Raw genomic sequence first — 3,194 nt, forward strand, 5'->3', positions numbered from 1 at the left:
ACTTCCCATTGCAGGCCAGAATGCAGTCCATGAATTACCATATTCAGAGATTGTTATTCGTCCCATCTTATTACCGTAATCTTCCAGATAAACATGAATAGGGTCATGTCGCGGTACATCCGTGATTTGAATTTTCACTACATCCGATGTTTCGATATGCACAATAATCCTCCCGCCGCAGTGCAGCGTAGTGATAGGGTTAGGGTTACAGGGTTCTATCTGGATTGCCGAGCACGGTGACTCGGTGTTGAAAATCGGTGGGGAAATCTAAAATGGGATATCATCGTCAAAATCCACTGAGGGTTGGCCTTGTGGCTGTCGTGGTGCTTCCGATTGTTGCCCTGAATAGTGTTGAGTATTTATTTTACGCTCGTCTTTATCTTTCAGATTTGCAACCATTTTATCGATAGTAGTAGCGGTTTTACCCTCCACTTTTTCAGCGATGGTTTGTCGAGTATCAGGATAAAACGGTATGCGGATATCCATACCGTAGGTATCATCACCATTATTTTTCGTCCTGAGTATTTTTTGTAATACCAGCCCAACTCGTTTACCCGCGAATTCAGGGGTAATTACATGGCTGGCAGAAATCATATGACTGGTTACCTGACGAACGCCGCAGCATCCCATGATAGCCTGCACCATACTTTGACCAAATTGATTGGCTGAACCGTCTTTTTTCTTGCAACAAATGCTCAGATAACTGACCTTTCGCCCGTCATCTGCCTCACCAGAGAACTCAATAAACTCTGCACCATGCTGACTCTTGGTTATTTTTGCCTCGCTAATGGTAATGACATACGCGCCGCTTTCGTTGATAAAACCACCCTGTCCGGCGCTCATGGCTGTTTCTTGGTTATAGGTGAAAATTACATTACTCATGCTGCTGCCTCATCTGTTGTATGTGTTGCAATTCCGTAGTATTCGCATATAGCGTCATCTACGGCTTTCAGGTCGTTTTCAATTTCTGAGCTGTCAAATAGCCCCATTGGTGATTTAACAGTGTCGAACCCGTTATTTTGGGTGGTGAATAGATATTGCCCATCCCTGACTGCGGTTTTCAGTACGATAGTAAACATCCCTTCTACCGTTATCTTTTCATCCAGCATCTTGCCGATGGTTTTCATCTTGATTTTTCCCATCTGCGTCTCTTCCGTGTGTGACAGGAAATAAACCCGTAAATCGTCCGGTGTTTTGCTGATGGCTGTGTTGATCACATTCCATGTGTGAGAACCAATCTCAGTGAACTTATCGAACGATTTTTCCTCTGATCGACGCATAAATTCGTTCGCCATCAAATATTGAAAATCATCAATGACGATGATTTTTTTCCCGTAATTATCTGCCGATTCAATGGCTCTGATAATGTGCTGCCAGTTGTCCGTAACAAAAACCGATGTAGCAGCGTCGTTCTTATTCCATTGTTTCCATGCTGCGGAACGAAACGGTAACGGCTTCCTGACCGTTTGGATTAATAATGTCTCTTCCGGGTTCAGGTTGCGTAAACTGGTACTTTTCCCCGTACCAGATTCGCCAAGAATGAGTGTTGCAGTTCCCATATTAATCTCCTGTCCAGATACCACCCTGACGGCGGCGGGGTGAATCACCACGATAAAAATCGTGTTCTGTGTGGTGGGTTTTGTAATAATCTCGCCACGCCTGACGCTCCCGTTCAGCGCGTTGTTCTGCCATGTGAGGTGGTAGCGGGGGATTGAATGCAGCTTGGTGATTGATGTTCCATATCTGCTCTGCGGTAACACGTTCTGCTATGGTCATTATTGCGGGGTGTGGTGTTTTGGTTGTGACAGCAGCGACTAATTCCCTGAGATATTGCTGCCGTTCTATCGGGTCTTTCGGTACGTAACATCCTGTTGAGCGCCGATAATACCCGTTCACGTGAAATCTCCCGCGAAATCCATGTCGCTAACTGGTAATCCCTCCCTACCCAATACCTCCCGTTGATATGCCAGTTCCCTGTGTTCGGCTATTTGTTCGTCTGTGTATTTGCGTTTTTTCTGCTCATCCTGAGCACCACAGGGGTTGTAGTTGAATCTCATGCGACCCTCCGTTGCATTTTCCCCAGTTCCTCCATGAGACTATCCACTAAATCTCTGTCCATGAGATATTCAGCTAGTTCATTCATTCCCCATTGACCGCCATCCATGCGTTCAGTCATCGTGCATTCCATCCCCACTTTACTGTGTTGGTCAGTGGTGATTTCAACGTAGTCTGATGTGCGCTTGATAACGGCATCGTCGTAAAGTCTGATTTTCATATTTACCTCCCATAACTTCTTTTCAGTATTTCCATAGCTAGCCACCAAACGTCTTCACAACGCAGGCAACGGGCTATCCATGCCAGCTCTTGCGCCTGACATAGAAGACGTTCGTTGATTTGCATAATTATCTCGCGATGAGTAGAGTGAATATGACCGCTAGAATTGAGAGTGAGTAATAATAGAAACTATCGGGAATCATTTAGCGGTCAGCGCAATCAGCGCCTTGGCGTGGAGTTCGGCGGATTCGCGGTCGAGGTGAATTAGCCCTTGTTGTAAATAGTACGCATCAGCTCCGTCATTATCCCATATAAACGCTGCATAAAACTCGGTATCAGTAATATCGGGAATATGGTATCCAGTGCCAGATTTCAACGGCTCCCTCACTGGTTCAGGAACATCATATTCCCCGATTTTGATAGTGCGGGGTTTTAGTCTAAAATTCACCTCGGGATGAAAGCCGAAATTGCTAGCAAATTCCAACCAATCATTCCCATCCGCATATCTGTACTGGAAATACTCCCACGGTTTATCCGTCTCCTGTGCTAATTTCGCGTATTCCATAATTAAATCGGCGTGAATGTGTTTAGGCATTATTTATCCTCCTGTTATTCATCGTCATCTGGATAACTTTTCCAGCAATCTAATTTGATAAATTGGCTAGAATCGATAACAATATTTTCAGGCCCAACGGTTAACCAGCCACCGTTAAACTCATCAATAATCTCCAATTTATATTCCCCCCATTCACTACCAATCCGAGTTTTCAACAATTCAATTAGTTCTGATATTGTCATTGTATTATTCCTTTCCTATATTCAGGTAATAAAAAGCCCCGCATTGGCGAGGCTGGTGTTTAATTTTCAATGTTTCAACTAATTCTTAACTGACATATTGCAATACGGGTGAGTAATTTGCG

Annotated in this window: 9 protein-coding genes; all 9 read right to left on the reverse strand. The window is 44.4% G+C overall.

Annotated features, from left to right (window positions below; all coding sequences use genetic code 11):
- A partial coding sequence (locus IQ211_RS20335) for a phiTE_072 family protein (RefSeq protein ID WP_476756476.1) occupies positions 1-162 on the reverse strand: 162 nt, incomplete at its 3' end.
- Positions 163-267: 105 nt separating this feature from the next.
- The gene (locus tag IQ211_RS18530) at positions 268-882 is read right to left on the reverse strand and encodes a DUF669 domain-containing protein (protein WP_189761287.1); all 615 of its coding nucleotides are present in this window, start codon (positions 880-882) and stop codon (positions 268-270) included.
- Complete coding sequence (locus IQ211_RS18535; RefSeq protein ID WP_189761288.1) at positions 879-1,559, reverse strand: AAA family ATPase; 681 nt, start codon at positions 1,557-1,559, stop codon at positions 879-881. Before IQ211_RS18535 ends, IQ211_RS18530 begins: the two co-directional genes overlap by 4 nt.
- 1 nt (position 1,560) lies before the next feature.
- Entirely contained in the window at positions 1,561-1,896 is a 336-nt protein-coding gene (locus IQ211_RS18540; RefSeq protein ID WP_189761289.1) for a hypothetical protein, read from the reverse strand.
- Positions 1,893-2,057: a hypothetical protein gene (locus IQ211_RS18545; protein ID WP_189761290.1), complete on the reverse strand. Its 165-nt coding sequence runs from the start codon at positions 2,055-2,057 to the stop codon at positions 1,893-1,895. The genes IQ211_RS18540 and IQ211_RS18545 overlap by 4 nt, the downstream gene beginning before the upstream one ends.
- Positions 2,054-2,275: a hypothetical protein gene (locus IQ211_RS18550; protein ID WP_189761291.1), complete on the reverse strand. Its 222-nt coding sequence runs from the start codon at positions 2,273-2,275 to the stop codon at positions 2,054-2,056. Before IQ211_RS18550 ends, IQ211_RS18545 begins: the two co-directional genes overlap by 4 nt.
- 2 nt (positions 2,276-2,277) lie before the next feature.
- Positions 2,278-2,400, reverse strand: a complete 123-nt coding sequence (locus tag IQ211_RS19945) for a hypothetical protein (RefSeq protein WP_262985622.1) — start codon at positions 2,398-2,400, stop codon at positions 2,278-2,280.
- Between the two features lie 73 nt (positions 2,401-2,473).
- Positions 2,474-2,869 carry a hypothetical protein gene (locus IQ211_RS18555; RefSeq protein WP_189761292.1) on the reverse strand — a complete coding sequence of 132 codons (396 nt, stop codon included), beginning with the start codon at positions 2,867-2,869 and terminating at the stop codon, positions 2,474-2,476.
- Positions 2,870-2,883: 14 nt separating this feature from the next.
- The gene (locus tag IQ211_RS18560) at positions 2,884-3,072 is read right to left on the reverse strand and encodes a hypothetical protein (RefSeq protein ID WP_189761293.1); all 189 of its coding nucleotides are present in this window, start codon (positions 3,070-3,072) and stop codon (positions 2,884-2,886) included.
- Between the last annotated feature and the right edge of the window lie 122 nt (positions 3,073-3,194).

It is taken from the genome of Xenorhabdus griffiniae (genome assembly GCF_015163655.1).
GTDB lineage: Bacteria > Pseudomonadota > Gammaproteobacteria > Enterobacterales > Enterobacteriaceae > Xenorhabdus > Xenorhabdus griffiniae.